The 23,404-nt window shown below is 56.8% G+C and carries 24 protein-coding genes; 10 read left to right on the top strand and 14 right to left on the bottom strand.

The window, feature by feature from the left end:
• Window positions 1-26: 26 nt before the first annotated feature.
• Genes KB892_RS08185 through aspS form a run of 3 tightly spaced genes read right to left on the bottom strand, consistent with a single transcriptional unit; the run spans window position 27 to window position 3,027 of the window.
• Entirely contained in the window at window positions 27-767 is a 741-nt protein-coding gene (locus KB892_RS08185) for a YebC/PmpR family DNA-binding transcriptional regulator (protein ID WP_002911459.1), read from the bottom strand.
• A 27-nt stretch (window positions 768-794) separates the two neighbouring features.
• Complete coding sequence (gene nudB / locus KB892_RS08180; protein ID WP_002911477.1) at window positions 795-1,238, bottom strand: dihydroneopterin triphosphate diphosphatase; 444 nt, start codon at window positions 1,236-1,238, stop codon at window positions 795-797.
• 1 nt (window position 1,239) lies between these two features.
• Window positions 1,240-3,027 (bottom strand): aspartate--tRNA ligase, encoded by a 1,788-nt coding sequence (gene aspS / locus KB892_RS08175; RefSeq protein WP_002911479.1) that lies wholly within the window; start codon window positions 3,025-3,027, stop codon window positions 1,240-1,242.
• A gap of 267 nt (window positions 3,028-3,294) precedes the next feature.
• Between aspS and KB892_RS08170 the strand changes: the two genes are divergently transcribed.
• From KB892_RS08170 to cmoB, 5 genes are read left to right on the top strand one after another with little or no spacing between them, the layout of a single operon-like run.
• Window positions 3,295-3,861, top strand: coding sequence for a hydrolase (locus KB892_RS08170; protein WP_004145564.1), 567 nt, complete (start codon window positions 3,295-3,297; stop codon window positions 3,859-3,861).
• Complete coding sequence (locus tag KB892_RS08165; protein ID WP_002911483.1) at window positions 3,858-4,676, top strand: DUF72 domain-containing protein; 819 nt, start codon at window positions 3,858-3,860, stop codon at window positions 4,674-4,676. The genes KB892_RS08170 and KB892_RS08165 overlap by 4 nt, the downstream gene beginning before the upstream one ends.
• A gap of 52 nt (window positions 4,677-4,728) precedes the next feature.
• Window positions 4,729-5,124, top strand: coding sequence for an MAPEG family protein (locus KB892_RS08160; RefSeq protein ID WP_002911484.1), 396 nt, complete (start codon window positions 4,729-4,731; stop codon window positions 5,122-5,124).
• A gap of 39 nt (window positions 5,125-5,163) precedes the next feature.
• Window positions 5,164-5,907 carry a carboxy-S-adenosyl-L-methionine synthase CmoA gene (gene cmoA, locus KB892_RS08155; protein ID WP_002911486.1) on the top strand — a complete coding sequence of 248 codons (744 nt, stop codon included), beginning with the start codon at window positions 5,164-5,166 and terminating at the stop codon, window positions 5,905-5,907.
• Window positions 5,904-6,908 carry a tRNA 5-methoxyuridine(34)/uridine 5-oxyacetic acid(34) synthase CmoB gene (cmoB, locus tag KB892_RS08150; protein WP_004151451.1) on the top strand — a complete coding sequence of 335 codons (1,005 nt, stop codon included), beginning with the start codon at window positions 5,904-5,906 and terminating at the stop codon, window positions 6,906-6,908. The genes cmoA and cmoB overlap by 4 nt, the downstream gene beginning before the upstream one ends.
• Window positions 6,909-6,989: 81 nt before the next feature.
• Here the strand turns inward: cmoB and cutC are convergent, their stop codons facing one another.
• Window positions 6,990-7,733 carry a copper homeostasis protein CutC gene (gene cutC / locus KB892_RS08145; protein ID WP_032438218.1) on the bottom strand — a complete coding sequence of 248 codons (744 nt, stop codon included), beginning with the start codon at window positions 7,731-7,733 and terminating at the stop codon, window positions 6,990-6,992.
• Between the two features lie 76 nt (window positions 7,734-7,809).
• Complete coding sequence (locus KB892_RS08140) at window positions 7,810-8,379, bottom strand: VOC family protein (RefSeq protein ID WP_002911491.1); 570 nt, start codon at window positions 8,377-8,379, stop codon at window positions 7,810-7,812.
• Between the two features lie 235 nt (window positions 8,380-8,614).
• On the opposite strand from KB892_RS08140, the gene argS reads away from it, so the two are divergent.
• Entirely contained in the window at window positions 8,615-10,348 is a 1,734-nt protein-coding gene (argS, locus tag KB892_RS08135) for an arginine--tRNA ligase (protein ID WP_004151452.1), read from the top strand.
• Between the two features lie 61 nt (window positions 10,349-10,409).
• Here argS and KB892_RS08130 read toward each other — a convergent pair whose 3' ends face one another.
• Both KB892_RS08130 and KB892_RS08125 read right to left on the bottom strand, forming a co-directional pair.
• Entirely contained in the window at window positions 10,410-11,549 is a 1,140-nt protein-coding gene (locus tag KB892_RS08130; protein WP_040026743.1) for a beta-galactosidase BglB, read from the bottom strand.
• A gap of 4 nt (window positions 11,550-11,553) precedes the next feature.
• Window positions 11,554-13,137: an MFS transporter gene (locus KB892_RS08125; protein WP_002911499.1), complete on the bottom strand. Its 1,584-nt coding sequence runs from the start codon at window positions 13,135-13,137 to the stop codon at window positions 11,554-11,556.
• A gap of 353 nt (window positions 13,138-13,490) precedes the next feature.
• Here KB892_RS08125 and uspC point away from each other — a divergent pair, with 353 nt between their 5' ends.
• Window positions 13,491-13,919 (top strand): universal stress protein UspC, encoded by a 429-nt coding sequence (gene uspC / locus KB892_RS08120; protein ID WP_002911500.1) that lies wholly within the window; start codon window positions 13,491-13,493, stop codon window positions 13,917-13,919.
• A gap of 23 nt (window positions 13,920-13,942) precedes the next feature.
• Here the strand turns inward: uspC and otsA are convergent, their stop codons facing one another.
• The 5 genes from otsA to KB892_RS08095 form a co-directional block, all read right to left on the bottom strand.
• Complete coding sequence (gene otsA, locus KB892_RS08115; RefSeq protein WP_004175414.1) at window positions 13,943-15,367, bottom strand: alpha,alpha-trehalose-phosphate synthase; 1,425 nt, start codon at window positions 15,365-15,367, stop codon at window positions 13,943-13,945.
• Window positions 15,342-16,130, bottom strand: a complete 789-nt coding sequence (gene otsB / locus KB892_RS08110; RefSeq protein WP_002911505.1) for a trehalose-phosphatase — start codon at window positions 16,128-16,130, stop codon at window positions 15,342-15,344. The genes otsA and otsB overlap by 26 nt, the downstream gene beginning before the upstream one ends.
• A gap of 161 nt (window positions 16,131-16,291) precedes the next feature.
• Window positions 16,292-17,272, bottom strand: coding sequence for an L-arabinose ABC transporter permease AraH (gene araH, locus KB892_RS08105; RefSeq protein ID WP_002911507.1), 981 nt, complete (start codon window positions 17,270-17,272; stop codon window positions 16,292-16,294).
• Between the two features lie 14 nt (window positions 17,273-17,286).
• The gene (araG, locus tag KB892_RS08100; RefSeq protein WP_002911516.1) at window positions 17,287-18,801 is read right to left on the bottom strand and encodes an L-arabinose ABC transporter ATP-binding protein AraG; all 1,515 of its coding nucleotides are present in this window, start codon (window positions 18,799-18,801) and stop codon (window positions 17,287-17,289) included.
• A gap of 62 nt (window positions 18,802-18,863) precedes the next feature.
• Window positions 18,864-19,844, bottom strand: a complete 981-nt coding sequence (locus KB892_RS08095; RefSeq protein WP_002911518.1) for an arabinose ABC transporter substrate-binding protein — start codon at window positions 19,842-19,844, stop codon at window positions 18,864-18,866.
• Window positions 19,845-20,205: 361 nt separating this feature from the next.
• On the opposite strand from KB892_RS08095, the gene KB892_RS08090 reads away from it, so the two are divergent.
• Together KB892_RS08090 and KB892_RS08085 are read left to right on the top strand one after the other, a co-directional pair.
• Window positions 20,206-20,349 carry a hypothetical protein gene (locus KB892_RS08090; RefSeq protein WP_020956669.1) on the top strand — a complete coding sequence of 48 codons (144 nt, stop codon included), beginning with the start codon at window positions 20,206-20,208 and terminating at the stop codon, window positions 20,347-20,349.
• A gap of 386 nt (window positions 20,350-20,735) precedes the next feature.
• Window positions 20,736-21,245, top strand: a complete 510-nt coding sequence (locus KB892_RS08085) for a non-heme ferritin-like protein (protein ID WP_004175413.1) — start codon at window positions 20,736-20,738, stop codon at window positions 21,243-21,245.
• 70 nt (window positions 21,246-21,315) lie between these two features.
• Here the strand turns inward: KB892_RS08085 and KB892_RS08080 are convergent, their stop codons facing one another.
• Window positions 21,316-21,474, bottom strand: a complete 159-nt coding sequence (locus KB892_RS08080) for a hypothetical protein (RefSeq protein WP_009484442.1) — start codon at window positions 21,472-21,474, stop codon at window positions 21,316-21,318.
• A gap of 65 nt (window positions 21,475-21,539) precedes the next feature.
• On the opposite strand from KB892_RS08080, the gene KB892_RS08075 reads away from it, so the two are divergent.
• Window positions 21,540-23,051: an MFS transporter gene (locus KB892_RS08075; RefSeq protein WP_002911522.1), complete on the top strand. Its 1,512-nt coding sequence runs from the start codon at window positions 21,540-21,542 to the stop codon at window positions 23,049-23,051.
• A gap of 37 nt (window positions 23,052-23,088) precedes the next feature.
• On the opposite strand, the gene KB892_RS08070 is transcribed toward KB892_RS08075, so the two are convergent.
• Window positions 23,089-23,340, bottom strand: a complete 252-nt coding sequence (locus KB892_RS08070) for a DUF2766 family protein (protein WP_002911524.1) — start codon at window positions 23,338-23,340, stop codon at window positions 23,089-23,091.
• Window positions 23,341-23,404 lie beyond the last annotated feature (64 nt).

Genomic DNA, 23,404 nt, shown 5'->3' with positions numbered 1-23,404 from the left:
TCCGGTTAACCGTGGATGCGGCTGCATCACAGGGTGGCTGCGACCTCGTCGGAGATCTCGCCGTTATGGTACACTTCCTGCACGTCGTCGCAGTCTTCGAGCATATCGATCAGACGCAGCAGCTTCGGCGCCGTCTCGGCATCCATATCCGCTTTGGTGGACGGAATCATTGAGACTTCGGCAGCGTCGGCTTTCAGGCCGGCGGCTTCCAGCGCGTCGCGCACAGCGCCCATCTCTTCCCAGGCGGTGTAGACGTCGATGGCGCCGTCGTCATAGGTCACCACGTCTTCTGCGCCTGCTTCCAGCGCCGCTTCCATGATAGTGTCTTCATCGCCTTTCTCGAAGGAGATAACGCCTTTCTTGCTGAACAGGTAGGAGACGGAACCATCGGTGCCGAGGTTACCCCCGGTTTTGGTGAAGGCGTGACGCACTTCCGCAACGGTACGGTTACGGTTGTCGGACAGACATTCCACCATCACCGCGGTGCCGCCAGGACCGTAGCCTTCATAAATGATGGTTTCCATGTTCGCGTCTTCATCGCCGCCGACGCCGCGCGCGATGGCGCGGTTCAGGGTGTCGCGAGTCATGTTGTTAGACAGCGCTTTATCAACGGCCGCACGCAGACGCGGGTTGGAAGCCGGATCGCCGCCGCCCAGACGCGCGGCGGTGACCAGCTCGCGAATGATTTTCGTAAAGATTTTACCGCGTTTGGCATCCTGTGCCGCTTTGCGGTGTTTGGTGTTGGCCCATTTACTATGACCTGCCATAAAAAACTCTCCAAAAAGCGCGCCCTTTCAGGCGGCGTTAATTACAAATTCTTCAATCGCCTGCCGGTTGCTCCACGACTTGGTCAGCGCAGCGGCTTCCGTCGCGCTGACCCAGCGATAGGCCAGATGTTCGGTGAAAGTAATCTCCCGCTCATGAGGCAGCGCAAGACAGAACCAGAATTCCGTATTGCGCTCTACACCCGGCGCATAGCGATGACGCAAATGAGAAAATATCTCGAACTCCACCGTGCGCTGACAGTCGATTAAGGTCAGTTGCTCGCAGGCAACGTCAATGGCGACCTCTTCCTTTACTTCACGCGCGGCGGCCTGCAGCGCGGTCTCTCCAGCTTCCAGGCTGCCGGTGACCGACTGCCAGAACGCGGGATCGTCGCGCCGCTGCAACATCAGCACCCGTTTCGTATCTTCGGCGTAAATCACCACCAGCACCGAAACGGGCAGCTTAAATGACATATTACTTGTTCTCCAGAGACGCTTTTGCCTCTTTCTCCACAACCTGAATACCCAGTTCACCGAGCGCCGCAGGATTGGCGAAGCTTGGCGCTTCGGTCATCAGGCAGGCGGCCGCGGTGGTTTTCGGGAAAGCGATAACGTCGCGGATGTTATCGGTACCGGTCAGCAGCATGGTCAGACGGTCAAGACCGAAGGCCAGACCTGCATGCGGCGGCGTACCGTACTTCAGCGCATCCAGCAGGAAGCCGAATTTCTCACGCTGTTCCTGTTCGTTAATGCCCAGAATACCAAATACGGTCTGCTGCATCTCGCCGCGGTGGATACGCACCGAACCGCCGCCGACTTCATAACCGTTAATGACCATATCGTAGGCGTTGGCCACGGCCTCTTCCGGGGCGGCTTTCAGCTCATCCGCGGTCATATCTTTCGGCGAGGTGAACGGATGGTGCATCGCCGTCAGGCCGCCTTCGCCGTCGTCTTCGAACATCGGGAAGTCGATCACCCACAGCGGCGCCCATTTGCTCTCGTCAGTCAGGCTCAGGTCTTTACCCAGCTTCAGACGCAGCGCGCCCAGCGCGTCGGCCACTACTTTCTTGTTGTCGGCGCCGAAGAAGATCATGTCTCCATCCTGCGCGCCGGTGCGGTCAAGGATCGCTTCCACGATTTCAGCGGTCAGGAATTTGGCCACCGGGCTGTTGATCCCGTCCATGCCTTTGGCACGCTCGGTCACTTTAATATAGGCCAGCCCTTTCGCGCCGTAGATCTTCACAAAGTTGCCGTATTCGTCAATCAGCTTGCGGGTCAGAGAGGCCCCGCCCGGGACGCGCAGGGCCGCCACGCGCCCTTTCGGATCGTTGGCCGGGCCGGCAAAGACCGCGAATTCCACAGACTTCAGCAGGTCGGCGACGTCCACCAGCTCCATCGGGTTACGCAGATCCGGTTTATCGGAGCCATAGCGACGTTCGGCTTCGGCGAAGGTCATGATCGGGAACTCGCCCAGGTCGACGCCTTTCACTTCCAGCCACAGCTGACGCACCATCGCCTCCATGATCTCACGCACCTGCGGCGCGGTCATAAAGGAGGTTTCCACGTCGATCTGGGTGAATTCAGGCTGACGGTCGGCACGCAGGTCTTCATCGCGGAAGCATTTGACGATCTGATAGTAGCGATCGAAGCCGGACATCATCAGCAGCTGTTTGAACAGCTGCGGCGACTGCGGCAACGCGTAGAATTTGCCTTTGTGCACGCGGGAAGGCACGAGGTAATCGCGGGCGCCTTCCGGGGTGGCTTTAGTCAGCATCGGGGTTTCGATGTCGAGGAAGCCATGGTCGTCCATAAAGCGGCGCACAAAGCTGGTAATTTTCGCGCGGGTTTTCAGGCGCTGCGCCATCTCCGGACGACGCAGGTCGAGGTAGCGGTATTTCAGACGCGCTTCTTCGGTGTTGACGTGATTGGAGTCCAGCGGCAGCGATTCTGAGCGGTTAATGATCGTCAGATCGGAAGCCAGCACTTCGATAGCGCCGGTGGCCATGTCCGCGTTGATGTTTTTCTCTTCACGCGCGCGAACGGTGCCAGTGACCTGAATGCAGAACTCATTACGCAGTTCAGAGGCTAACTTCAACGCATCCGCACGATCCGGATCGAAAAACACCTGAACGATGCCTTCGCGGTCGCGCATATCGATAAAAATGAGGCTACCGAGATCGCGACGGCGGTTGACCCAACCACACAGAGTCACCTGCTGCCCAACGTGGGACTGTCGAAGCTGTCCGCAATATTCTGTACGCATGAGATATCCCTTAACTTAGCCGTCGGCGGATTGTCGTCTGCCCTGCAGGCGACGAGGTCGCAGCTTTAGCTGATGTCACAACTGAATGAAAAAAGGCGGCTATTATACTGGAAATTCTGTCGTTCGATAAGTCCGACGCACGATGTACGCTGCTTTGCTGCGCGCTTAACGTCCACACTCACATAAATTAACAAAATTTGTTACTCTTTTGCTGAAGCCGCAAAGGTATTGTAGCCGCCTGACAACAGATGAAGATACGGGGATACCATGTTAGAACTCAATGCAAAAAACACGGCGCTGGTGGTAATCGATCTGCAGGAAGGCATTCTGCCTTTCGCCGGCGGCCCGCATCGGGCTGACGAGGTGGTGGCGCGCGCCGCTCGCCTGGCAGACAAGTGCCGGCAACAGGGTTCGCCGGTCATCATGGTCCGCGTTGGCTGGTCGGCCGATTTCGCCGAAGCGCTGAAACAGCCTGTCGACGCTCAGGCCGGGGCGCATACGCTGCCCGAAAACTGGTGGACCTACCCGGCCACGCTGGGTAAGCAGGAGAGCGATATCGAAGTGACCAAACGCCAGTGGGGCGCGTTCTATGGCACCGACCTTGAGCTTCAGCTGCGCCGCCGCGGGATCGACACCATTATTCTCTGCGGCATCTCCACCAACATCGGCGTCGAATCCACCGCCCGCAATGCCTGGGAGCTGGGTTTTAACCTGGTCATCGCCGAAGATGCCTGCAGCGCCGCCTCCGCCGAGCAGCATCAGGGCAGTATGACGCATATTTTCCCGCGCATCGGCCGGGTGCGCAGTACCGAGGAGATCCTCACGGCGCTATGATTTATATTGGGCTTCCCCAGTGGTCGCACCCGAAATGGGTGCGCCTTGGCATCACCAGCCTTGAAGAGTACGCCCGCCACTTTAACTGTGTGGAGGGCAACACCACCCTGTATGCGCTACCAAAGCCGGAGATTGTCGCCCGCTGGTACGAACAGACTCACGATGACTTCCGCTTCTGCTTCAAATTTCCGGCCACCATCTCGCACCAGGCCGCCCTGCGCCATTGCGACGAGTTAAGCAGTGAATTTTTTGCCCGCCTGGCGCCGCTGGCCTCGCGCATCGGCCAGTACTGGCTGCAGCTGCCGGCGACGTTCGGTCCTCGCGATCTCCCCGCGCTATGGCATTTTCTCGACGGACTGCCGAAGGATTTCACCTACGGCGTCGAAGTTCGTCATCCCGAGTTTTTCGCCAAAGGGGAAGCGGAACAGCAGCTCAACCGCGGGCTGCACGAGCGTAACGTCAACCGCGTGATCCTCGACAGCCGCCCGGTCCATAGCGCTGCGGCCACCAGTCCGGCGATGATCGATGCCCAACAAAAGAAACCGAAGGTGCCGGTACATGCGGTGATGACCGCCCGGCAGCCAATGGTGCGCTTTATCGGCGGTGACGATATGGCCCATAACCGGGAACTGTTTCGCGTCTGGCTTCAGACCCTGGCGAAGTGGCATCAGTCGGGGACCCCGTGGTTGTTCCTGCATACCCCGGACATTGCTTTCGCCCCGGCGCTGGTGGATACCCTGTGGGGTGACCTGCGCGCTGCCCTGCCGGCGGCAGGAAATGCGCCGTCGATTCCGCAGCAATCTTCTCTTTTCTGATATCCTGCTATCATATCCGGAGCCATCTGCCAGAGTTAAAGGGAGTTTTCGTATGGTCAGCGCGCTGTATGCCGTTTTAGGTGCGTTATTGTTAGTGAAGTTCTCATTTGACGTGGTGCGTCTGCGCACCCAATACCATGTAGGCTACGGTGACGGCGGCTTTAGCGAGCTGCAGGTTGCCATCCGCGTTCACGGCAATGCCGTCGAATATGTGCCGATTGGCCTCATTTTGCTGTTATTTATGGAGATGAACGGCGCTCAGACCTGGATGGTGCACGTTTGCGGGATTTTATTGATTGTCGGGCGACTGATGCACTCCTGGGGCTTTCATCACCGCGTCTACTACTGGCGCCGCTCCGGCATGAGCGCCACCTGGTGCGCGTTGTTGCTAATGGTGCTGGCCAATCTTTGGTATATGCCCTGGGAGTTGGTTTTCTCCCTCCGTTAGCGCACAATACGCCGTTTTCGTTTTTTCGGGTTTAACGTTATGTCTCACCGCGATACGCTTTTTTCCGCGCCGATTGCCAGCCTCGGCGACTGGACCTTTGATGAACGGGTTGCTGAAGTCTTCCCCGATATGATCCAGCGTTCTGTGCCCGGCTACTCCAATATCATCTCGATGATCGGCATGCTGGCCGAGCGCTTCGTTCAGCCCAACACTCAGGTTTACGATCTTGGCTGTTCGCTGGGCGCCGCCACCCTCTCCGTGCGCCGCAATATTAGCCATCCGGGCTGTCGCATTATCGCTATCGATAACTCGCCCGCGATGGTGGAGCGCTGCCGTCGCCATATTGACGCTTATAAAGCGCCGACGCCGGTCGAAGTGATTGAAGGGGATATCCGCGACGTGACCATTGAAAACGCCTCGCTGGTGATCCTGAACTTTACTATTCAGTTCCTTGAGCCGGGCGATCGCCAGGCGATCCTCAACAAAGTCTATCAGGGGCTGAATCCGGGCGGCGCGCTGGTGCTCTCGGAAAAATTCAGCTTCGAAGACGCCCACGTTGGCGAACTGTTGTTCAATATGCATCATGACTTTAAGCGCGCCAACGGCTACAGCGAACTGGAGATCAGCCAGAAACGCAGCATGCTGGAAAATGTGATGCTGACGGACTCCGTCGAAACCCATAAAGCCCGACTGCGTCAGGCTGGGTTTGAACATGCCGAACTGTGGTTCCAGTGCTTTAACTTTGGCTCGCTAGTGGCCGTGAAAGCCGGGGAGCAGGCATGATCGACTTCAGTAACTTCTATCAGCTGATCGCCAAAAGCCCGCTGTCTCACTGGCTGGAGACGCTGCCTGCCCAGGTAGCCGCCTGGCAGCGCGATGCCCTGCACGGCAAGTTTCGTGAATGGGAGCGCGCCGTAGAATTTCTGCCGGAGCTAACGCCCTGGCGTCTGGATCTTCTGCACAGCGTCACCGCCGAGAGCGAAACGCCGCTCAGCGAAGGCCATCAGCGGCGGATCGAAAATCTGCTTAAAAACCTGATGCCGTGGCGCAAAGGCCCTTATTCGCTGTACGGCATCAATATCGATACCGAATGGCGATCCGACTGGAAATGGGAGCGCGTTCTGCCGCACCTGTCCGATCTCACTGGCCGGACTATCCTCGACGTGGGCTGCGGCAGCGGCTATCACATGTGGCGGATGATCGGCGCCGGCGCACATCTGGCGGTCGGTATCGATCCCACCCAGCTGTTCCTGTGCCAGTTTGAAGCGGTGCGTAAGCTGCTCGGTAACGACCAGCGGGCGCATTTGCTGCCGCTGGGCATTGAGCAGCTGCCGGCGCTGGAGGCCTTCGACACCGTGTTCTCGATGGGCGTGCTCTACCACCGCCGCTCGCCGCTGGACCATCTGTGGCAGCTGAAAGATCAGCTGGCGCCAGGGGGCGAGCTGGTGCTGGAGACGCTGGTGGTTGAAGGAGATGAAAATACGGTGCTGGTTCCGGGCGACCGCTATGCGCAAATGCGCAACGTCTATTTTATCCCCTCAGCGGCGGCCCTGAAAATGTGGCTGGAGAAGTGCGGGTTTATTGACGTGCGTATCGTCGACGCCTGCGTCACCTCGACAGAGGAGCAGCGACGCACCGAATGGATGACGACCGAATCGCTGGCCGATTTCCTCGACCCACAGGATCAGCGCAAAACGGTGGAAGGCTATCCGGCGCCATTACGAGCTGTGATCATTGCCACCAAACCGGAAACCCAGCAGTCGCTGGCGAAAAAAGCGAGATAAAAAAAGGCCCCTGTTTAATGGGCAGGGGCCTGGTACGGGCAATCATCATATTGGGCGACATGATGTGCAGCAAAAAACCGTTTAACTTCTCCAGGCGGAGATAATCCTTTTCATCTCCGCCACCGCTGCGCCATTCACGGCGTAGCGTCTGTATTCATCGGCATCGGGATCGGCTGACATCGAAACGCCCGGATGACGAAAGCGCATTTCCGACGGCAACCAGTGGCCAGCAGAGCTATGGACCTCTTTCACCCCCGCCTGCAGAAACAGCGGCAGGTTCGCGGCGCGGACTCCCGCACCGGCCATAATGATTGGAGTATCCCCTGCGGCAATAAGTTCCGTAATTAATGAAATACCTTTCTCCGCCGAGGATTGCTGACCGGAAGTCAGGATACGTTTGACCCCCAGCTCACCCAGCGTTTTCCAGGCCTGACGCGGGTCAGCGCACAGATCGAACGCGCGATGAAAGGTCACCGCCAGCGGCCCCGCCGCGGCCATTATTTTTTTCATCCGCGGGATATCGACCTGGCCATCAGCATCCAGCACGCCGGTCACCAGCCCGGGAAAGCCCAGATCCCGCACCATGCGAATATCGTTAAGCATCGCGGCGAACTCTTCCTCGGTGTAGCAGAAATCGCCGCCGCGCGGGCGAACGATCGGATGCACCGGGAGAGTAATCGCCTCGCGGGCCGAGACCAGCACCCCATAAGAGGGGGTTAATCCCCCTTCCTGCGGCGCGGCGCAGAGCTCAATACGATCGGCGCCGTAGCGCTCAGCCTCCCGGGCGCACGCCACGCTGTAGCAACACACTTCCAGTACCGCCATTCCTCTCTCCCTGATCCAGACAACCTTTGCAGCATGTCACAATTTCACGCGGCAGACGCCGCGCGGCTTCACACTGTTACGTATCGGCTTGCTCGCTGGCGACGATTTGTTCAATAGACCATGGATGAAATTTGACCGTCACGCTGCCGTCGGTCACCGCCAGGGTAGGATTCGGCAGGCGCTCATGCTCCCCTTTCGGCGAGCTGGTTTTGACCACGATCCCCGGCTGGCTGAGTCCGTCATCGGCCAGCAGCGCCAGAGCGCGGGCATTTAAGGTTGCCGGATCGCCGGGCAGGACGATTTCGATATGCTCCCAGCCTTCATGGGGATAACGCTTTTCACCCGGCCACGGCAGCTCAACGATATGGAAGCGCCAGTGCGCCACGCAGACCGGCTCCGCCAGTTTGAACAGGCAAATGGGCCGGCCGTTGATCATATTCTCCGACAGCAGGGTGCCGCACTGCTCCAGACCGCGGCGCCAGCGTTCCGCAGTGGTATTCTGATGACAGCGCAGGGAGATATGGTCGGCGTCGAGCCCGGCGATCTCCAGTCCCAGTCGCGCAGTGAAGCGCTGAAGCGCATCGGAAAATCGCGGGAGATCCGCCGTAATATCGGCCAGTTGTTCATTTTGCTGCCAGTTTGCCATGGGTTTGCTCGTCAATAATGCTCGTCAGTAATGAAAAGGTAATTTACCGTGTTTCGGCCTGCGGACCAACCGCCGCCCCGCTGATGGGCAACTGACCGACGATGGATTGCGCACGCCGGCGCGCCGCGCGCAATGCTGACGGACGGGGACAAATGCAGTATACTCCCGCCCTAATTTGTCCACATTATGGCGCAGCCTCCCTCGGGGGCAGGCGCATTACACGTAAGGTATTCCGGTGAATATTCAGGCTCTTCTCTCAGAAAAAGTCAGCCAGGCCCTGATCGCGGCAGGCGCGCCTGCCGATTGCGAACCCCAGGTCCGCCAGTCAGCAAAAGTTCAGTTCGGCGACTATCAGGCCAACGGCGTGATGGCTGTCGCCAAAAAGCTGGGTATGGCGCCGCGACAACTTGCAGAGCAGGTACTGTCTCATCTTGACCTCAACGGCATTGCCAACAAGGTTGAAATCGCCGGGCCGGGCTTTATCAATATTTTCCTCGACCCCGCGTTTCTGGCGGACAACGTCAACCGCGCGCTGCAGTCTGAGCGCCTGGGCGTCACGAAACCGCAGGCGCAGACTATCGTCGTCGACTACTCGGCACCCAACGTAGCGAAAGAGATGCACGTCGGCCATCTGCGTTCGACCATCATTGGCGATGCTTCAGTCCGTACCCTGGAGTTCCTGGGTCATAAGGTGATCCGCGCCAACCACGTCGGCGACTGGGGCACCCAGTTCGGGATGCTGATCGCGTATCTGGAAAAACAGCAGCAGGAAAACGCCGGCGAGATGGCCCTGGCCGACCTCGAAGGTTTCTATCGCGAAGCGAAAAAGCACTATGACGAAGACGAAGCCTTCGCCGAGCGCGCGCGCAGCTACGTGGTTAAGCTGCAGGGCGGTGATGAGTATTTCCTGCAGATGTGGCGTAAGCTGGTCGACATCACCATGTCGCAAAACCAGATCACCTACGATCGCCTGAATGTGACCCTGACCCGCGATGACGTGATGGGTGAGAGCCTGTACAACCCGATGCTGCCGGGGATCGTCGCCGATCTGAAAGCCAAAGGGCTGGCGGTTGAGAGCGAAGGCGCTACCGTGGTCTTCCTTGATGAGTACAAAAACAAGGAAGGCGAACCGATGGGCGTCATCATCCAGAAAAAGGATGGCGGCTACCTCTATACCACCACCGATATCGCCTGTGCGAAGTATCGCTATGAAACGCTGCACGCCGACCGCGTGCTCTACTACATCGACTCTCGTCAGCACCAGCACCTGATGCAGGCGTGGACCATCGTGCGCAAGGCAGGCTACGTGCCGGACTCCGTGCCACTGGAGCACCATATGTTCGGTATGATGCTGGGGAAAGACGGTAAGCCGTTTAAAACCCGCGCCGGCGGTACCGTGAAGCTGGCGGATCTGCTGGACGAAGCGCTGGAGCGCGCCCGTCGCCTGGTGGCCGAGAAGAACCCGGATATGTCGGCTGACGAGCTGGAAAATCTGGCGAAAGTGGTGGGTATCGGCGCGGTTAAATATGCCGACCTGTCGAAAAACCGCACCACCGACTACGTCTTCGACTGGGATAATATGCTGGCGTTCGAAGGCAACACCGCGCCGTATATGCAGTATGCCTATACCCGCGTGCTATCCGTGTTCCGCAAAGCCGGCATCGACGAAAACGCGATGATCGACGCGCCGGTGGTCATCGCCGAAGATCGCGAAGCTCAGCTGGCCGCGCGCCTGCTGCAGTTTGAAGAGACCCTCTCCGTGGTCGCTCGCGAAGGGACGCCGCACGTGATGTGCGCCTACCTCTACGATCTGGCGGGCCTGTTCTCCGGCTTCTACGAGCACTGCCCGATCCTCAGCGCGGAAAGCGAAGAGACCCGCAACAGCCGTCTGAAGCTGGCGCTGCTCACGGCGAAAACCCTCAAGCTGGGTCTCGATACCCTCGGTATCGAAACCGTCGAGCGTATGTAACAAGCAACCCGGCGAAAGCCGGGTTAGTTTTATTCGGCGCCTCGCCAGCGGGGCGCCCTGCTCAGAAGTACTTGCGTAGATACTCCGTCAGACAAAGGATCGCCATCGCCTGACCGTAGGGCATCGAGGTAAGCGGGATCTGGCGATAAAAGTCGAGGTCTGACCCCATCCCGGTGCCAAATGAGGTCTGCAGCAGCTCCCCCTGCGGCGAAATATTCTGCACAATCCCGCGAATCGCTTTTTCAGCCACCCCGGCGTAGTGCTGCCCGACGTAACGCTTGCGCACCGCTTTGAGAATCCCGTAGGCAAAGCCGGCGGTCGCCGAGGCCTCAAGATAAGAGTGCGGGTCGTCCAGCAAGGTATGCCACAGGCCGCTGTCGTCCTGGCATTCTGCTAAGGCGGCAATCTGTGCGTCGAGGACTGTAATCAGATAGCGCCGTACCGCATTCCCCTCGGGGAGATCCACCAGTTCCAGAAAATCCGGGATCACCATGGTGAGCCAGCTGTTGCCCCGCGCCCAACGCGCCCGGGCAAAGTTATGCCGCCCCTCATAGTTCCAGCCGTGAAACCACAGCCCGGTCTCCCGGTCCATCAGGTTCTGCACATGGAGCAGGAACTGGTAGGTTGCCTCCTCCACATACTGGGGGCGGTTAAGCAGCTTGCCAATTTTGGCTAACGGCAACACGGTCATCATCAGCGTGTCATCCCACATTTGCTGATGGTTCTCCTCCGCCAGAGTCATGTGCTGCATACCGCCCTGCTCGGTGCGCGGCATCTCGTGCATCGCCCACTCCGCCCAGCTCTCCAGCCACGGCAGATACGCCATACGGCCGGTCTCTTCAAAGCGGTAAGCCAGGGTCAGAAACGGGGCCATAGTATTGACGTTTTTGGTCGTTGCTCCCTCGGCGAAGCGGTCGGCAAACCAGCGATCGATGATATCACGCATCTCGATATCGCCGGTTTGCTGGTAATACTGATAGATGCCGTACAGCCCAACGCCGTGGGTCCACTCCCAGCCGGCCCAGCCTTTGGTATCGATCACGCGCCCGTCATCCAGGCGTAGTAAAAATTGCCCGCTCTCATCCTTAATATTCACCAGGTTTTGCGTCACGTTGCGGATCAGCGCCTTCAGTTCGCTGCGGGCGATAAAACGCTCAGGCTGACGCAGTAATGGGCTATGTTTGACCGGCCAAACTTTCATGTTGTTAACCTCGGGTATATGTCGAATTCAAAGCGCCGCCCTTAATGAGCGCCGGGGCAGCAGGTTTATGACGATTCAGATAGCCAATATTGTTATTGCCCCACAGACAGTCGTAAGGCATCCCCGCCAGCAGCTCGACCACCGCACGGTGTTCCGCACTGGTCTGTTCCGACTGAGCGTAGCCGAGCTCGCGCATTCTGAGGGTCTCGCTGCGCAGGACGCTGTGGGTGTGCAGGTTGAGCTTGAAGCGCAGCGAGACGAGGAAGCCGCAGGCTAACACCACCAGAGTGCCGACGCTGAGGATCAGCAGAATGGTATGGCTGACCCCTTCAGGCTGTATTTTTTGCCCGGAAACAAACCCCGACAACTGCATAATGATCCCCACCAGCATCACCGCCCCCGCCTGCGAGGCTTTGCGGGTCAGGGTCATGATGCCGGCAAAAATCCCCTCCCGGCGCTGGCCGGTGATCGCTTCGTCGACGTCGGCAATATAGGTGTAGGTATTCCACGGTACGTAATTTATCCCGCCGCGTCCCAGTCCGGCGACAGCAGAGATGAGCAGCAATAAGGAATAGACGTCGCTCAGTCCGGCGTAATAGAGCAGCGCGTAGGAGAGTGAGCTCAGGCCAAACAGGACCACCACCATGCGGTACGACGGCGCGGGGCCAAAACGAATGCACAGCGGGATCATGGCGATTACTGCAATAAACTGGAAGATGGCCATCGTCCCCAGCAGGTTCGAGGCGACGGCGGCTTCCTGCATCAGAACAAAGACCACGTAATAGGTAAACACGGCATTGAAGACGTCCTGGGCGATATAGCCCCCCAGATACATGCCGAGGTGCTGGCGGAAAATTTTTATCCGCAGCGTAGAACTCAGCTCAATCACCAGGCGATTGAGGCTCTGAGCAAGGGTTAAGTTTTGTTTTTCCGCTTCCGCCCGCAGGGCCGCTTCCGACCACGCCTCCCGCGGTCGTTCCCAGGTGAAACACCAGACCAGAGTCAGCATCACCGCGCACAGCACCGAGAACACCAGACTGGCATAGAAGAACGAGCTGGCATTATCTTTGCCGAGCCAGGAGAGAAGGATCCCCGGCAGGAAGGAGGCTAAAATCGCCGACATCTGCGCCATCGAAATGCGCGCGCCGGAGAATTTGGTTTTCTGTTTAAAGTCATCGGTCATCTCCGGCACCAGCGTCTCATAGGGCACCAGAATCATGGTATAGACCATATCAAACAGCAGATAGGTCGCCAGGTAGTACCAGAAGCCCATCTCGCCGACCCACATCGCTGAATAGCTGAATACGCAGGGGATGCCGAGCAGAATAAAGAATTTTCTGCGGCCGAAGCGCTTACCAAGCCAGGTGGTGCCAAAGTTATCGGTGAGAAAGCCCATCAGCGGGCTTACCACCGCGTCCAGCACGCGGGCGGCAGCAAAAATAAGCGTGGCCTCAATCGGGGTCAGTCCGCAAAAGGTCGTGTAAAAGTAGAGCAGCCATGCGGCGGTTAACGCCGTCGTGCCGGCGCCGAGAAAATCGCCCGCGCCGTAGGCCAGATAGTTAGCCAGTCCAATTTTTCGTGTTTTCATCGCCGTGATCCTGTGTCTTTTTTTTAAAAGAACGCCGACAATCGTTCCGGATTTGCCACCGGAAGGGAGTGGGTACCTGGCTACACTAAAAGCTGTGAAAGGAGGTTACCTTTGTACTTTTGCCACGGAACAGTCGCCGGTGGCAAAATGACAAAGAGATGACGTCGCCACTTCACTCATTTATAAAACAGCATTTCTTTTTAATCAAAAGGCAGGTTCATTGATGTGATCTGGCTGGAAGGTCGCCGACTGACGAACAGGCTCGCAAATCCCGGGATCGGCCCTTGCGCAGTCGAGGAAACAGGAGTAAAGAATGGAAGAAAGGGTTATTCCGCGTATCTCAAGGAGGCCAGATGCCTTATACCCATCTGCTGGTTGCCGTCGCGCCAACGCCGGAGAGTCAGGTATTAATTAAAAAAGCGGTGTCGATAGCCCGCCCCGTTAACGCGAAAGTGAGCTTAATCACTCTCGCTACGGATCCGGAGCTGTATAACCAGTTCGCCGCACCGATGATGGAAAATCTGCGTGAAGTGATGCAGGAAGAGACGCGGGAGTTTCTCAATGAGCTGGCTCGCCACGCGGACTACCCAATAGAAAGAATGACCATCGCCTGCGGCGAGCTAGGCCATCATATTAAGGACTTCTGCCGGTCGCACCGTGTTGATCTGGTGATCTGTGGCAATCACAACCATTCCCTCTTCTCACGCGCCACCTGCTCGGCGAAAAGTATCGTCGGCAGCTGCGGCGTTGATGTGCTGTTGGTTTCCCTTGAAAAGGGCTAACGCCGGTTAGCCCTTTTCCTGAACTAGGCCAGTTTAGGGAAGGTGGCTATCTTCCCCCGCAGACGGCTCTCCTCGCTGCGCGGTGAAATATGCTGCAGATCCTCGACAAAGCGCGCCTGCCAGTTATGAATATCATTTTCTCTGATCACGTCCAGCATCGCTGAATGACGGGCGATACGTTCCGCCAGCGGCATGCTGAGCGCGCGATCCAGCGCGGCGGCAACCTCGTCGCGATCGTAAGGATTGACGATCAGGGCGCTGGTCAGCTCCTGCGCCGCCCCGGCAAACTGCGACAGGACCAGTACGCCAGGGTTATCCGGATCCTGCGCCGCGACGTACTCCTTCGCCACCAGGTTCATACCATCGCGTAGCGGCGTCACCAGCCCGACGTCAGAATAGCGGAAGACCTTCATCAGCAGCTTACGATCAAAATGCTGGTTCAGATAGTAGAGCGGTGTCCAGCCAAGCTGACCAAACTGTCCGTTGATGCGTCCGGCTGCGGTTTCCAGCTGGTGGCGGATATCCTGATAGGCCTGCACATCGCCACGGGAGGTCGGTGCGATCTGGGTATAACGGATTTTGCCGTGGTGCTGAGGGTACTTCTCGAGCAGCGTCTCGTAGGCGAGGAATCGCTCCGGCAACCCTTTCGAATAGTCAAGACGCTCCACGGAGAAGATATTCTTCACATTTTTCAGCTCGTTCTTCAGCTGGGCCAGCTTCGGCGGCAGCGGACCTTTAGCGTTGCGCGTAATTTCGTCCGGATCGATCCCTATCGGATAAACCTCGGTACTGAACGCCTTACCCCATGCCTGATAGCGTTTATCGCCGAGGTCGGATAGGCGAGTCTGCATAGCAATGCTGTCGAGAAAAGCGGTTCTGTCGCTTTCGGTCTGGAAGCCCAGCAGATCGTAATCGCACAGTTGCTCCAGCAGCTCAGCGTGCGGCGGCAGAGCGTTAAAAATCTCCGGCGTCGGGAACGGAATATGTAAGAAAAAACCGATGCGATTGTTCACCCCGCGCTTGCGCAGCTCGCTGGCGAAGGGCAGAAGATGGTAATCATGGATCCACAGCGTATCGTCTGGCTCAATCAGCGGCAGAAGCTTGTCCGCCAGCATGGCGTTAACCCGCAGATATCCCTCCCAGGCTTCGCGCTGAAAGCTGACCAGATCAAGGCGATAGTGGAAAGCCGGCCACAGCACGGCGTTAGAGAACTGGTTGTAGTATTCATCATGGTCCCGTTCATTAAGGTTGAACGACGCCCATGAAATATTCCCGCGGGAGACCTGCTTGAGCGGCTGCTGGTCATCGCCAATCTCGCCGCTCCAGCCAAACCACAGACCCCCCGCCGCTCTCAGTGCCCCCAGGATGCCGACGGCCAGACCGCCAGCGCTCGATTTTTTATCGTCCGGTAAGGCGATACGGTTAGAGACTACGACTAAACGACTCATGGTCATCCCTCCTTTCGGTTTGCGCGTCATACGCCAGATGTTGCAACCACGTCCTTACAGCGGCGGCATCCGCCAACCGCCAATGCGCCTGAGTTTCCCCGGCGCCAACTTTTACCGACATTCCCTGCAGTTGATTAACGACGCTGAATCCCGCCTCGTCGGTCAAATCATCGCCGACAAAAACCGGTTCGCGGCCGGCGAATGGCGCCTCCTGCATGAACGCGGTAATCGCCTCCCCTTTGTTGACGCCGCGGGGTTTAATCTCCACCACGCACTTGCCAAGCTGTAACGCCAGCAGCGGATAGCGCTGAACAATCCGCTGCGCCAGCTCCAGCACGGCGCTCTGCTGCTGCGGGGCCTGGCGATAGTGGAGCGCGAAAGCCATCTCTTTACTCTCCAGCTCACATCCCGGGAGCGCTTCCAGCGCCGACGTCAGCTCAGCCGCGATCTCATCGCGCAGCGCTGTCGGCAGAGAGACGATGTAGGTTTTACCATTGATATCACGGCGCTCGGCCCCGTGAACGCCGGCCAGCGGTAGCCGCCAGGGATGGGTTAGCGCGTCAAGTTCAGCCATTGAGCGCCCTGAAATCAATGCCACCGCGCCCCCCTGCTGCTGGGCCAGCGCATTGAGCGCCTGCAGCGTGCTGTCGGGTATCACCACCTGATCGGGGTGCGGCTGGATATCGGCAAGAGTACCGTCGAGGTCAAAGAAAAAAGCGTAGTTTCCGGTTAGCGCAGGCGGTACAGATATCTGGTTATCCACCCTGTTTCCTCCTTATCATGGCCAGCCGAAGCTGGTTGTTAATTATATGTGAGCCATGTAAGTATAGACAGTGTGACCAACCTCGCCATTTTTGATAGTTACCGCCAGCGAAACGGGCGCTGGCGGCAATTACTCTGTAAACTAAAAAGTTGGGTTAAAATTCAGGCCGCACGTTTGGCTTTTTGTTTGTAGCGGTCGAAGATCACCGCCGCCAGCAGGATCACCCCGCGCACGACGTATTGTGAGAATGGCGAGATATTCAGCAGGTTCATCGCATTTTCCACGGTTCCGAGGATCAGGATCCCGGCCACCACGTAGGAGATCTTGCCGATCCCGCCCTTCAGCGACACCCCGCCCAGCACGCAGGCCGAAATAACAATCAGCTCATAGCCAATCGAGGTCATCGGCTGGCCGCTGGTCATGCGCGACGCCAGAATGATCCCCGCTGCGGCCGATACCAGACCGGAGAGCACAAAGATAATAATCTTGGTGCGCACCACCGGGACGCCGGCCAGGCGCGCCGCCTCTTCATTGCCGCCAATAGCCAGCGTATTACGGCCAAAGGTGGTTTTGTTTAGTAATAATCCGAAAACCACCAGGCAGGCGACGGTCAGCCAGATCGGCGCCGGCAAACCAAACCAGTTGGCATAGCCGAGGGTGAAGAAACGTTCATCTTCGATCCCCACCGCTTTGCCGTCGGAGATAATATAGGCCAGGCCGCGGACAATCTGCATGGTGGCCAGCGTGGTGATCAGCGCGTTGATCTTAAGGCGCGCAATGACAAAGCCGTTAACCAGGCCACTAAGCGCCCCCAGCAACAGGCCTGCGGCGATCCCCAGCCACAGGCTTTCGCTGAGATTAATCACCACCGCGGTGGTGACCCCGGCGCAGGCGATAACCGACGCCACCGACAGGTCAAAATCGCCGGAGGCCAGGCAAAACAGCATGCCGCAGGCCACCATCCCGGACATCGAGATCGCCAGCCCCAGCCCTTTCATATTGACGAATGAAGCAAAGTTGGGCACAAAAATCACACAGCCGATAAACAGCACCGCAAACACCACCAGCATGCCAAACTGATCCCAGATGCGGGCAAAGCTAAAGGTTGAGCGGGTAGCCCCGGACGTAGTCACTGATGACATCATTTACTCCTTACTCAGGCGACAGCCTGGCTCACTGTTGGCATCGCAAGGCTTAACGCCTGCTGTTCATTGGCTTCTTCATGCAGCAGTTCGCCGGCGATTTGTCCTTCGCGCATCACCACGATGCGGTCAGCGACGCCCAGCACTTCCGGCAGGTCGCTGGAGGCAAACACCACGGCGACACCGGAGGCGGCGAGGCCATAGATCACATTGTAAATTTCATGTTTGGCGCCGACGTCGATGCCGCGGGTTGGCTCATCAAGCAGGATCACCTTCATCTCTTCCGACAGCCAGCGGCCAAGGATCGCTTTCTGCTGGTTGCCGCCCGACAGGTTCATAATCAGCTGTTCCGGGCCCGGCGTTTTAATATTCAGCGACTGGATATGTTGATCGGCGTTGTCCGCCTCCCAGGCGTTGTTGATCAGGCAGCCAGCGTGAATATGCTTGCGCCGGGCGCTGATATTGATGTTATCGCGCACGGAATGCACCGGAATAATCCCCTCCGCTTTACGATCCTCCGGGCACAGCATCATCCCGGCCTGGATGGCCTGGGCCGGTTTGCGAATGGAGACGGGCTGGCCATCGATATACACCTGACCGCCGGTTATCTGCGTGCCGCCAAACAGGCCTTTCATTAGTTCGCTGCGCCCGGCACCCACCAGTCCGAACAAACCGACAATTTCACCGCTGCGCACCGAGAGACTAACCGGCGTGCGCACGCCCGGCGCTTTGACCTCCTCCAGGCGCAGCCGCTCCTCGCCATAGGGGCGAGGCTTCCAGCCATAAATATCGCCCAGATTGCGGCCTACCATTGCCTGGACCAGGGCGTCGTGGCTGACGCTCGGCATATCGTCAAAGGTGCAAACGTAGCGGCCATCTTTAAAGACGGTGATGGCATCGCTGAGGGCAAAAATCTCTTCCATCCGGTGTGAAACATAGATGATGACCCTTCCCTCCTCCCGCAACTCGCGGATGACGCGAAACAGGTTGTCGATCTCTCTGGCGGAGAGCGAGCTGGTCGGCTCATCGAACGCGATAATCTTGGCGTTACGCGCCAGCGCTTTGGCAATCTCCACCATCTGCCATTGACCAATGGAGAGATATTTCAGCGGCGTCTCCGGGTCGATATCCAGACCCAGATGCTCCAGCTGCAGGCGGGCCTCATAGTTGAGCAGCGAGCGATTGACGATGCCGCCTCTGTGCGGCAACTGACCGAGATAGATATTTTCGGCGACGGTCATCTCCGGGATCAGATGCAGCTCCTGGTAGATGATTGCCACGCCGGCATTCAGCGCCTCCATGGTATTGGCGAATGCCATCTGCTGGCCGCCGATCTGCAGATGGCCCGCGGTCGGGATATAGTTGCCGCTGAGAATTTTCAACAGCGTCGATTTGCCTGCGCCATTTTCGCCCATCAGCGCGTGGATCTGTCCTGGGTAGCAGTCAAAACTGATATCGGACAAGGCCTTTACGCCAGGGAACGTCATGGTGATGCCGCGAAATGAGAGATAAGGGGTAGACTGTTGCATAACGACTCCGCTCTTCTGCACTCAGCCCCCGCGCCGCGGCGGGGGCCAGTTTAATCAGGCTGTTACAGCCCTTTTTTCGCCAGCTCTTCTTTGAAGTTATCGCGGGTAATCAGCACCACATCGGTCACCGCCGTGAACTTCGGCGGCTCGACGCCCTTGGTGACCCAGTTGTATAGCATTTCGCTGGTTTTGTAGCCGTGGATATCCGGGCTTGGCAGCAGAGAACCATAGAAGCCGGTCGGCTGCGCCTTCGACAGTTCGTTGACGGCATCCACGCCGTTGATGCCGATGCCAATCACATCGGGAGCTTTAAAGCCCTGACCTTCGGTCGCGCGCACGCCGCCGAGGACGGTGTTGTCGTTCATCCCGACGATCAGCCAGTGTTTAACCTGCGGATGTTGGACCAGCATCGAGTTACCGGCGTCGAACGCTCCCGGGATATCGTTGGATTTTGTCGGCACGCGGTAGATTTGCGCGTCCGGGAAGCCGGCCGCCTTCAGGGCATCGATGGAGCCGGTGGTGCGACGGCGCGCGGTATCCAGCTCATCGGCGGTGATCGCCATTACGGCGGTGTCTTTGACATCCCAGCCGCGCTTTTGCATCTCTTTATAGAGTTCCTGCCCCTGACGGGCGCCAATTTCGCTCGCCGCCATCATCACCAGCGGTACGCTCTCCATCGGTTTGCCCTTCGCATTGACGAACTGGTCATCGACGGTAATCACCTTCATGTCATAGCCACGCGCTTTGGCGACAATCGCCGACCCGAGCTTGGGATCGGGGGTACAGATGACAAAGCCCTTCGCGCCGCTGGCCGCCAGGCTGTCAATGGCATTCAGGGTTTTCTCTCCATCCGGGACCGCAATTTTAATAACGTCAAAGCCTAAATCTTTTCCTGCTTTATCAGCAAATTTCCACTCAGTCTGAAACCATGGCTCTTCCGGCTGTTTCACCAGAAAACCCAGTTTAAGATTTTCCGCCATAGCTGATTGTGACATAACCGCAGCGAGACCAATGGCCGCCAGCGCTTTAGTAAATTTGTGCATGGTAAACTCCAGCTTTAATTCGCTTTCATGTAGGGAAAAATCGGAATTAACAATTTAATCGGCATCAAAACAAGGCATTAGAAAAATCGCATTCCCCACTGCCGTTGTTAGAGTAGTAATACCCGGAAATTATTTCTCCATACGAGAGCATTATCACATCGCGGAATTACAGTAATTGCGTACATACATTTAGCAAAAAATGACATAAAAAATGACACAATTGTCATACAATTTTACCGGGGCATAGCAGGATCATCTATACCATCAGCAGGCTTATCCTTGTGTTGTCAGAGGATGTTTAACGGTGGGTTAAAGCACTGTTATCATCAGCGATTGACGGCGCTGCTACGGGCGATCGCCTGTGCGCCACTCAAATGGCAACCCACCTCGCACCGCTGAGCCACATGGCCCGCTTAATATCGCGAAAAAACGGATCTTTGGCGTAATTTATTCCGAAAAGAAAAAATATATTCCTCTTGATAAAAGCGCCTGCAACAAAAAATAAAAATAATGATCATCAACCTGAAACATTACTAATGAAATAACTTATTCCGTTCTCTTCTACGACGAATCTCGTAGTCAAATACTTATATCTTATAAACAATCTGAAACCAGCGAGCCCCTGCCAACGGCGCACAATCTCAGCCCTGGTAGTTTGCACAAATAATGGTGTAACAAAACGTAAATTACCGCGCTTGAGAGTTTTCTTAATTTCGTTGAGCGAGTATTCTTAAATCGTCGGCAAATGGAAAAAATACCCGACTCATACGGAATGTGTAGAGTTTTATTATTCTGCAACAGTGCCGCGTGTCACTATTTTATCTTGTAGTTATCCGCAGGATCCGCTGACGCGCACCAGTAACCCCTTCCCGGTTAATAAGGATATTTTTTATGGCAGTTCCAGGAATGGCACAAAAGCTAAACACCCAAATGAATCTTGAGTTTCACGCCTCTAACGTTTACCTGAACTTAAGCGAGTGGTGCGCCCGGCATCGCTTCGACGGCGCCGCGACGTTTCTGCGCACCCGCGCGCAAAGCAGCATCACCCTCACCATGCGCGTATTTGACTACCTGAAAAAAGCCGGCAGCTGGCCGATCGTCAATCCCGACCACGCCTGTAACCCTGAGTGCACCTCGCTGGAAGATCTGTTTACCCAAACCCTGAGCGATTACCAACAGCGCAGTCGTCTGCTGAGCGGTCTCGCTCAGGAAGCCAAAGCGCAAAGCGATGACAGCACCTGGCGGTTTCTCACGCTGTTGGCGGAAGAGCAGCAGCAGGATGGCCTGCTATTGCAAAGCGTGCTTGAGGAAATTCGTAATGCCGATAAAGCCGGTCTCGGGATGGAGCAGACCGATCGGCGTCTGATGGCTATCGTTGGAGAAGCGCAGAAAGCGCATTAATCAAGCCGTTATCGCTCTGCCAGGGGGAGCGCGTCTGCGCTGCCCCGCCCGGTTTATTAATCCATTACGTCTATTTTTTCTTCCCTATTATTCCTTTCAAGAATAAAAAAGTTTTAACTCGATCCCATTCCCTCATCACCGTTACCCCATAAGGGGGATTAGTGAGCGCGGTCACTTTTTGACGAACCATAAAGAAATATAAAAACAGCGTTTCAAAAATATAAAACACGAGGTTTATTTTTTATGGCTAGATACACGGCTTCAGCCTCTGAAGGGCTGCAGGGAAGACCGATCTTGTTACGCCATCAGTTAGCCTACGGCGGCGGAAATCTGTTAGGGAGCGGCGCACTGGCGATAAGCGGCGCATGGCTACTCTATTTTTATACGACCTTTTGCGGCCTGACGCTGATCGAGGCCTCATTTATCTTCTCCGTCGCCAGCATCATTGACGCTATCAGCAACCCGCTGATGGGCTATCTGACGGATAATTTTGGCAAAACGCGCTTGGGCAAGCGCTTCGGCCGCCGGCGTTTCTTTCTGCTAATCGGTATTCCGCTGATGATGTTCTACCCGCTGCTGTGGGTGGAAGGCCTGAGTTTCTGGTACTACCTTAGCACCTATGTGGTGTTTGAGATCATCTACACCTCTATCATGGTGCCTTATGAAACGCTGGCGACAGAGATGACCGATGATTTCTCACTGCGTTCAAAACTGACCGGCTATAAAGCTATCTTTGGTAAGCTGGCCAACTTCCTCGCGGCGTTTATTCCCGGCCAGTTCATTTTGCTGTATGGCAAAGATTCTGCCACCCCTTTCTTCCTCACCGGTCTGACCTATGGCGCGATCCTGATCGTCGCTATTTCCTGCCTGTGGTTGTGCAGCTGGGAGCGTGAGCGCGGGGAAGAGGTGGAAACCAGCGCGAAAAAAGGACTGCTGAGCACCCTGCTGTCGCTGGCGAAAGATATGCGTTCGACTTTTTATCTACGCGTATTCCGCAAACATCTTGGTATGTACCTGTGCGGCTTTGGCGCGGAATGGCTGTTTGCCTCCATCTTCACCTATTTCGTGATCTTCGTTCTACAACACGATCCAGCGATGGTGGCCGGGCTGAACAGCCTGAACTCGATTCTGCAGCTGATCTCTACGGCGCTGTTTATCGGCCTGTGCGTGAAAAAGGGCTTCAGCAAACCCTATATCCTGGCGCTGGGGATCGTGATTTTCGCGGTTCTGCTGTATACCTCGCTGTGGTTTTTCCATCTACCGTCCGGCCTGGCGACAGTGCTGATGTTCGGCATTACCGTGCTGTTCGGCCTGGGTACCGGCGGGGTTTACTATATACCCTGGACCGTTTACACCTTCCTGGCCGATGTCGATGAGATCTACACCGGACGCCGGCGGGAAGGGATCTATGCCGGCGCCATGACCTTCTCAGGAAAAATTCTGCGCTCGATTGTGGTGTTCTCGATGGGGGCGATCCTGAGCTTCTACGGTTTCCAGTCAAAAGCGCACAGCCAACCGGAAAGCGCGGTGACCGCTATCGCAGTGGTATTCTGCGTCGGGGTGATCGCATTAGCCCTGGCCGCCATCGTCTTCAGCAAGCAGATGAAGCTGGACCGGAAGGCCCATCTGGTGGTGCTGCAGGAAGTCGCGCGGATAAAAGCGGGCGGCAAAATTAGCGATATTGCGCCGGACGTGCGGGTTATCGTGGAGGATCTGGTCGGCCATCGCTACGAAGAGTGCTGGGGCAACAGCAAATTGTTCAAAGATGCTGCCCCTGCGCCTGCGCAGACCGTCGTTTCCCATTAAAGAAGAAGGCCCCGCCGGTATCCGGCGAGGCCTGGTATTAATGCGTTTCTTCCTGTGGAGTAAACTTCAGCTCAATCAACGCGATCGCTTTTTGCACCGCGCGAAGGGTCACCGGATCGGCAGAGGCCGGATGGCTGGCGAAGTCGATAGCTTTCAGCTGAGTGGTCATTTTTTCACGCACTTCCACCGGCGCAATGACGTCAATGACATCGAGGATCTGTTTGATAACCAGCTGGCAGGCAACCACATCGGAAACCAGCTCGTCGTGTTCGGTAAGATGTTGAGACATTAATTACTCCTTTTTTCAGGAGCGTAATAGTACCCTAAATCGTTAACGATAATAAAACCTGCCG

It is taken from the genome of Klebsiella sp. P1927 (genome assembly GCF_018204675.1).
Classification (GTDB): Bacteria; Pseudomonadota; Gammaproteobacteria; order Enterobacterales; family Enterobacteriaceae; genus Klebsiella; species Klebsiella pneumoniae.
This window is presented reverse-complemented; position numbering and strand designations above follow the sequence as displayed.

Bases quoted from the DNA above. Each gene is read 5' to 3' on its own strand.
- KB892_RS08185 (WP_002911459.1), bottom strand. From the start codon at position 767: ATGGCAGGTCATAGTAAATGGGCCAACACCAAACACCGCAAAGCGGCA.
- nudB (WP_002911477.1), bottom strand. From the start codon at position 1,238: ATGTCATTTAAGCTGCCCGTTTCGGTGCTGGTGGTGATTTACGCCGAA.
- aspS (WP_002911479.1), bottom strand. From the start codon at position 3,027: ATGCGTACAGAATATTGCGGACAGCTTCGACAGTCCCACGTTGGGCAG.
- KB892_RS08170 (WP_004145564.1), top strand. From the start codon at position 3,295: ATGTTAGAACTCAATGCAAAAAACACGGCGCTGGTGGTAATCGATCTG.
- KB892_RS08165 (WP_002911483.1), top strand. From the start codon at position 3,858: ATGATTTATATTGGGCTTCCCCAGTGGTCGCACCCGAAATGGGTGCGC.
- KB892_RS08160 (WP_002911484.1), top strand. From the start codon at position 4,729: ATGGTCAGCGCGCTGTATGCCGTTTTAGGTGCGTTATTGTTAGTGAAG.
- cmoA (WP_002911486.1), top strand. From the start codon at position 5,164: ATGTCTCACCGCGATACGCTTTTTTCCGCGCCGATTGCCAGCCTCGGC.
- cmoB (WP_004151451.1), top strand. From the start codon at position 5,904: ATGATCGACTTCAGTAACTTCTATCAGCTGATCGCCAAAAGCCCGCTG.
- cutC (WP_032438218.1), bottom strand. From the start codon at position 7,733: ATGGCGGTACTGGAAGTGTGTTGCTACAGCGTGGCGTGCGCCCGGGAG.
- KB892_RS08140 (WP_002911491.1), bottom strand. From the start codon at position 8,379: ATGGCAAACTGGCAGCAAAATGAACAACTGGCCGATATTACGGCGGAT.
- KB892_RS08130 (WP_040026743.1), bottom strand. From the start codon at position 11,549: ATGAAAGTTTGGCCGGTCAAACATAGCCCATTACTGCGTCAGCCTGAG.
- KB892_RS08125 (WP_002911499.1), bottom strand. From the start codon at position 13,137: ATGAAAACACGAAAAATTGGACTGGCTAACTATCTGGCCTACGGCGCG.
- uspC (WP_002911500.1), top strand. From the start codon at position 13,491: ATGCCTTATACCCATCTGCTGGTTGCCGTCGCGCCAACGCCGGAGAGT.
- otsA (WP_004175414.1), bottom strand. From the start codon at position 15,367: ATGAGTCGTTTAGTCGTAGTCTCTAACCGTATCGCCTTACCGGACGAT.
- araH (WP_002911507.1), bottom strand. From the start codon at position 17,272: ATGTCATCAGTGACTACGTCCGGGGCTACCCGCTCAACCTTTAGCTTT.
- araG (WP_002911516.1), bottom strand. From the start codon at position 18,801: ATGCAACAGTCTACCCCTTATCTCTCATTTCGCGGCATCACCATGACG.
- KB892_RS08095 (WP_002911518.1), bottom strand. From the start codon at position 19,844: ATGCACAAATTTACTAAAGCGCTGGCGGCCATTGGTCTCGCTGCGGTT.
- KB892_RS08085 (WP_004175413.1), top strand. From the start codon at position 20,736: ATGGCAGTTCCAGGAATGGCACAAAAGCTAAACACCCAAATGAATCTT.
- KB892_RS08070 (WP_002911524.1), bottom strand. From the start codon at position 23,340: ATGTCTCAACATCTTACCGAACACGACGAGCTGGTTTCCGATGTGGTT.